7 protein-coding genes are annotated in these 5605 nt (G+C 36.8%); 4 read left to right on the top strand and 3 right to left on the bottom strand.

Annotation, left to right across the window (positions count from 1 at the left end; genetic code table 11):
• From MRT15_RS12070 to MRT15_RS12060, 3 genes are all read left to right on the top strand, one after another.
• Positions 1-596, top strand: a 596-nt coding sequence (locus MRT15_RS12070; RefSeq protein WP_304330541.1) for a hypothetical protein, incomplete at its 5' end; no start/stop codon positions are given.
• Positions 597-672: 76 nt separating this feature from the next.
• The gene (locus MRT15_RS12065) at positions 673-1500 is read left to right on the top strand and encodes a hypothetical protein (protein ID WP_304330540.1); all 828 of its coding nucleotides are present in this window, start codon (positions 673-675) and stop codon (positions 1498-1500) included.
• Between the two features lie 10 nt (positions 1501-1510).
• The gene (locus MRT15_RS12060) at positions 1511-2125 is read left to right on the top strand and encodes a hypothetical protein (protein WP_304330539.1); all 615 of its coding nucleotides are present in this window, start codon (positions 1511-1513) and stop codon (positions 2123-2125) included.
• A 2-nt stretch (positions 2126-2127) separates the two neighbouring features.
• On the opposite strand, the gene MRT15_RS12055 is transcribed toward MRT15_RS12060, so the two are convergent.
• On the bottom strand, positions 2128-3096 hold the full coding sequence (locus MRT15_RS12055; protein ID WP_304330538.1) for a DHHA1 domain-containing protein: 969 nt from the start codon (positions 3094-3096) through the stop codon (positions 2128-2130).
• A gap of 63 nt (positions 3097-3159) precedes the next feature.
• Between MRT15_RS12055 and MRT15_RS12050 the strand changes: the two genes are divergently transcribed.
• The gene (locus MRT15_RS12050) at positions 3160-3552 is read left to right on the top strand and encodes a cyclophilin-like fold protein (RefSeq protein ID WP_304330537.1); all 393 of its coding nucleotides are present in this window, start codon (positions 3160-3162) and stop codon (positions 3550-3552) included.
• 14 nt (positions 3553-3566) lie between these two features.
• Here the strand turns inward: MRT15_RS12050 and MRT15_RS12045 are convergent, their stop codons facing one another.
• Positions 3567-4811: an ATP-binding protein gene (locus MRT15_RS12045; RefSeq protein WP_304330536.1), complete on the bottom strand. Its 1245-nt coding sequence runs from the start codon at positions 4809-4811 to the stop codon at positions 3567-3569.
• Positions 4812-4849: 38 nt separating this feature from the next.
• Positions 4850-5548, bottom strand: a complete 699-nt coding sequence (locus MRT15_RS12040; protein WP_304330535.1) for a phosphoribosyltransferase — start codon at positions 5546-5548, stop codon at positions 4850-4852.
• Between the last annotated feature and the right edge of the window lie 57 nt (positions 5549-5605).

Below are 5605 nucleotides of genomic sequence, written 5' to 3'. Positions count from 1 at the left end.
TTTCAATAGTAATCTTAGCAATCATTTTGTTGGGTAACTATTTTACATGTCCATGTTACTTAACTCCGATTGGATTAGATTTGTTTAATAGATCTTTAAGTTGGTTTGAAGATATTACGTTTAATAGTACGGTGATTCATTATAGTGGTTTCCTTGGGGAAGCTGATTTCGGATTGATTGTATACTTCTATGGAGCATTTCACCCAAAAAATTCACGAGAGATTACTAAGGTAATCGTTGTAGTTGAGAAGATAAGTGAAAGAACGTATAATCCATTGGTAAAGGGGTTTATCATAAACATTGAAGATGTTACCTTATTTGACCATTACAATGGCACCGATATGCATGTATATGCCTATACTCGTTTCTATTCAAAGAGATCTTCATACAATTTGTCGGAATCTTTCCATCACTTTTACCCCATGTACTATCACCTTCCAAAAACGCTATATGCACGTATTGATTATACAGTTCATGTAATCATAAATCCATATGCTGAGATATGGTATAGCAAATTCAAATACATAACTATTGGATTCCATGTAAAAGTCTATAGTGGAAGTTTAATGATTCCAATAACAATAATACCAGAGTAATGAACAGTTTTATTCGTCGATGTCGATATATATATATATATTGGTTTTTTATAATGTTTTTTGAGGTGCCCCTTAAATGAAAGGGGTTAGAAAATCCTCACTACTATACATAATACCACTAATAGCACTTCTCACAATACTAATCTTCTGCGGAAACGTCTATGCCGTGATACAAGAGGAAAATGGCGGTACGGAAGTCATATGGGGTCACATATATCCTCCATCCGGAGGGACATACCACTACCATACAATAGGCTACTTTGCATGGACTGCCCGTTGGGTAACCTCTTTTAAACAGAGGGAGTTTGGATATATATACATGGGTGGTACTGAGGGAACGACATCATGGTATTGTGGAGGACAACAATGGTGGTCGGAGCCAAGCTTAATAAAGTACAACATAAAAGTAATAAAAATAAAAGACTTAACAACACAAACAGAATACACAGACCCAAGTGTCCTACGATGCGTAGGTTTCGTGTTCGGTAAGGTTTGGCCTAGTGGCTCACAAGAATCGGAGGAAATTGTTAACTTATTATTAGATGTTATTCAAGGACTGTTTGATTATTTTGCATTTCCAATACCATTCAAATTATCATCGAGTTACACCAGCGTTGGTAATGGATGGAGTGAGATTACGGTTTATGGTTGTGGAAGTTTAAGCAAATTTTCAACTAATGTTGTTTTCAATGCAGGGGATGCAGGACTTCCAGATACACACACTTATGAGGTTACTTGTAGATTGACTTGGACTGCTTCATTCATTATTAATGTTGAGGGTGGTCTTCAGGGGAGGAATCCTATTGAGGGAGAAGGCATTATATCGCCAGAAAGTGGACAAGCAGTAGACATAGCGTATGCATATGCCACAATGGATATAACATTCACAGTACCACCAAGCTAAAGTGATCGCTATGAGGAAATACATAAACAAAAAATACATAACCATTTTTTTAATAATAATTTTAGCGTTTATTCTGTTAGGGAACTATTTCACATGTCCACAATACTTAAACCCAATTGGGTTAGATTCATTCAATGCATCTTTAGGTTTGTATGAGCGTGCTAGGTTGAATAGCACAATAATTCATTACAGCAACCCCCTTTTAGGGGAGACGGAGTTTGGATTAATTGCATATATTCGGGAACCCATATTAACTCCACAAGATATTGATAAGATAGACGTTGTAATCAAGAAGATAAGTGAAAGAGCTTATAGTCCATTAATAAAGGGATTCGCCGTAACAATTGAAAGAGTTAGCTTATCAACTTACCGTAATGAGGCTGAAATTAAACTGTTTACTGCCCTCTTTTATGTACACTCCTCCCCTAATCTTTTACATCAATGTTTCATCATTGATTGCCCTTACGATTATATACCAAAGACATTATATGCACGTATTGATTATACAGTTTATGTAATCATAAATCCGTACGCTGAAATATGGTATAGCAACTACAACTACATAATCACTGGATTCTACATGAGAATCTACAGTGGAAGCATAACGATTCCAATAAACTTATGACACTAAGGATTCTTAGGTTGAATGTTCATTGACTCCTTAACCTTCTCATTGATTCCATGTATGAAATCCATGAATTTGGATTTCTCAACTCTTGCACCGGCAGCATCTCTATGGCCTCCACCAACCCCTCCCAAGTTTTCAGCCACCATTGATACTATTTCATTTAAATTCTTTAAGCCAATGGATCTTATGCTCATATCAATATATTCCCCTCTACTTTCACCAGCAACGCCAATTATGGTTTCACCGTAAACTCTAGCGTAGATTGCTGATTTACCTAGAGACCATGGTACATCTAGGATGTAGGATACACAACCATGAACTTTAACGTTCCCTTTAACGTAGAGCCTCATTTCATCACTTCTGCTAGCTTCGTTTAAAGCATATTTTACTAATTCATCATTTAAGCTTGGTTTAATGTTATTTGATAGTTTGGAAGCTAGATTTCTTTTGAAATCGTAATTCCTCTTACCAGCACCCTCAATCCCCTCAATTAGGATTCCAGCATCAAGGTATAATTCCCTCTTATCCCAACAATTCAAAACTATCTTTGAGAATTCAGTGTCATCACGGTAATCTCCAATACAACCGTAAAGCATAACTCTACCCATATCATGATGGATATCGCCAATGAAGTATCTGAAGACAAGTTCAGATGCACATGCATACTCATCTCTAAAAACCACGTTAACAGGGATATCCATCTCATTTAAACCGGGTGGTAGTGGGTGATGATCGAAATACATAACCATATTATTGGTGGAGATCCTCTTAAGTTCACCACAAATTTCATCTTTAAATCTAGATGTTATAGCAATGTCCACTATAATTAGATCTTCATTGGATATGTTCTTCAAATCGTTTAGTAAACCGGCAGGGCTTGTGAAAAATAGTTTTGCATCCCTAAACTTATGTAAGACTATTGCAGCTGAACATATACCATCACAATCACCATGAGCAAAAATAATCATAAAATCACCATAAAACAATAAATTATTAATTTTAATGTATAAATAAACGTACCGTGGAAATTTATGGGGAAAGCTAAGTTGATAATTGAATTTGAAGGGTTGGGTTGTGTTGAAGGTGAATTGTATAGTGAATTGAATCCAGAAACCTTTGAAGCATTAATTGGAAGTTTACCAATAGAGTCTACAGTTGAAACTTGGGGTAAGGAAGTATACTTTGAAGTGCCAGTATCGGTGGGGAGGGAGAACGCTAAGAGGGAGGTTTCCATTGGAGACATAGCATATTGGCCTGATGGTAGATGCCTATGCATATTCTTCGGACCAACACCAATAAGTGTAGATGAAAAGCCGATAGCGGCAAGTCCAGTGAATGTTGTTGGTAGGGTTATAAGTGGTTTGGATATTTTAAGTAGAGTTGAGGATGGAGTTAAGGTTAAGGTGAAACTGGCTTCGAATTAATGCTTAGGGTATATTTAAATGTAGAAGTAGGGGATGTGGAATATTTTGGTGCCATAAATTTCTTCAGATTTAAATGACCCCTCAGTGAAGATTAGAGCGTTCCTAGGCTTGTAGGATTTTATGAAGCTGATTAAACTCTTCCCAATAGATCCGCCACTCTTAACTTCAATGGGGATCACCTCATCACCCACTTTGATTATGAAGTCAACTTCAGCTTTACCAGTAGTTCTCCAATAATAGACCTCGAAGCCAAGGCTTCTTAACTCATTTAGTATGAAGTTTTCCATTAGGAATCCTTTATCGGTTCTATTGTTTAGGGGGAGGAAGTTGTTTATTATGGAGTTTCTAAACCCGGTGTCGATGAAATAGATTTTCCTAGCCTTCTTGAGCTCTGTGATTAAATTCTTGTGGAATGGTGGTATAAGGGAGATTATGTATGTGTTGATGAGTATTGATAGGTAATTTTCAATTGTCCTGTAATCCATATGGAATTCCCTCATGATGGAGGAGTATTCAAGGATTGAGCCTATGGATATAGCAATATACCTAATTATATTCCTAAACTTCTCAAGTTCCCTAACGTTTAGGAAGAAGAATACGTCCTTCTCAATATACAGTCTAACGAGATTCTTGAGTAGTTCAATTTTAATTTCACGATCATTCTCCTTGACTATTGCTGGGAATCCGCCGAAGAGGATGTATTCTTCAAGTAGGGTGTTGAATTCACGTTGGAAAACTGGTTTGGATTCTATTGGTTCCCCTTCAAGGATTAAGCGTTCAACTTGACGTTTATAATCAGTGAAGATTTTATGGATATCCCCAGCTTTCCAAATTAGGAATTCCTCGAAGCTTAGGGGTAGCAATTCAAAGCATACCGCTCTACCAACCAGGTATCTCCCAACCTCAACTTTAACATCAAAAGAACCTGAACCAGTAACGATGAACTTCAATTTGTCGGAGAAGTTGTCGAAGAGGAATTTCAGAAGCTTACCAACGCTACTGCAATATTGAGCTTCATCAATAAACAATATATTCCTTTCACCTCGAATAAACCTCTTGGCAAATAATTCTGGATTATCCTCAAAGGATCTAAGCATATTCTCATCCTCAAAAGTTATGTAATCACCACCAAACTTATCCCTCAAATGCAATAGCAGAGTAGTCTTCCCACTCTGCCTAGGACCCCTAATCAATATGGCTTCTCTCCTACTCATCCACTTATCCAAATTTTCCTCTATTTTTCTTGGATAATACTCCACAAAAAATTCTACAATTCATGGACTAATAAATATAACTATCAATCCGAAGACATCTTCCCCAATAATTTTATAATGTCATCTTCATTTAAATCCCTCCAAAACTTATATGCATCGGCAACTGCAAACCATATGTCATCCCTCAAGTTTAGGCATAAGATTAAATCGACATACTGGGATAGCAGTTTCACAGATCTTGTGGAGCCTGTTGGAACTGCAATGTAAATTTTATTGGCACCCCTCTTCCTACAGAATTTTATTGCAGAATTCATGGTGTATCCAGCTGCAATTCCATCATCAACTAGAATTACGGATTTACCTTCCAGATTTGGGTATGGTCTGCCACCTCGAAGCCTAACATTCCTCTTCTCAATTTCATTCAATTGTTCTTTGATGGCTGAATCCACATCAGATTCCGTTAATCCAAGCTCCCTGGCAAATTCCAAATCAACATAAACATTTCCATTTGGACCTATAGCTCCAAATCCAGCTTCCCTATTCCATGGAATTAGAAGCTTCCTACATATAAGCAGATCAAATTCAGCCTTCAAAGCTTTAGCAATCTCAACACCAATTGGAACTCCACCCATTGGAATTGCAAATACATAATCCACATGGTCAAAAACTTCTCTACATGCATTTGAAAGTTTGATTCCAGCATCAAATCTATCATTGAAAACACCATGCCTATTATATAAATCCAAATCGTAAACAATATTACCATTAAATCTAAGCTTCAAAGCGGAAACCCATAAACTATTAAACAATTATGGGAATTAATTATTTACGCAGAGGAG

The sequence above is a fragment of the Candidatus Culexarchaeum yellowstonense genome (assembly GCF_024707025.1).
GTDB lineage: Archaea > Thermoproteota > Methanomethylicia > Culexarchaeales > Culexarchaeaceae > Culexarchaeum.
The sequence above is the reverse complement of the archived record's forward strand: the minus strand, read 5'-3'. Positions and strand labels throughout refer to the sequence as shown.

Excerpts from the sequence above, each read along its gene's own strand:
- MRT15_RS12050 (WP_304330537.1), top strand. The coding sequence starts at position 3,160 with ATGGGGAAAGCTAAGTTGATAATTGAATTTGAAGGGTTGGGTTGTGTT.
- MRT15_RS12060 (WP_304330539.1), top strand. The coding sequence starts at position 1,511 with ATGAGGAAATACATAAACAAAAAATACATAACCATTTTTTTAATAATA.
- MRT15_RS12065 (WP_304330540.1), top strand. The coding sequence starts at position 673 with ATGAAAGGGGTTAGAAAATCCTCACTACTATACATAATACCACTAATA.
- MRT15_RS12055 (WP_304330538.1), bottom strand. The coding sequence starts at position 3,096 with ATGATTATTTTTGCTCATGGTGATTGTGATGGTATATGTTCAGCTGCA.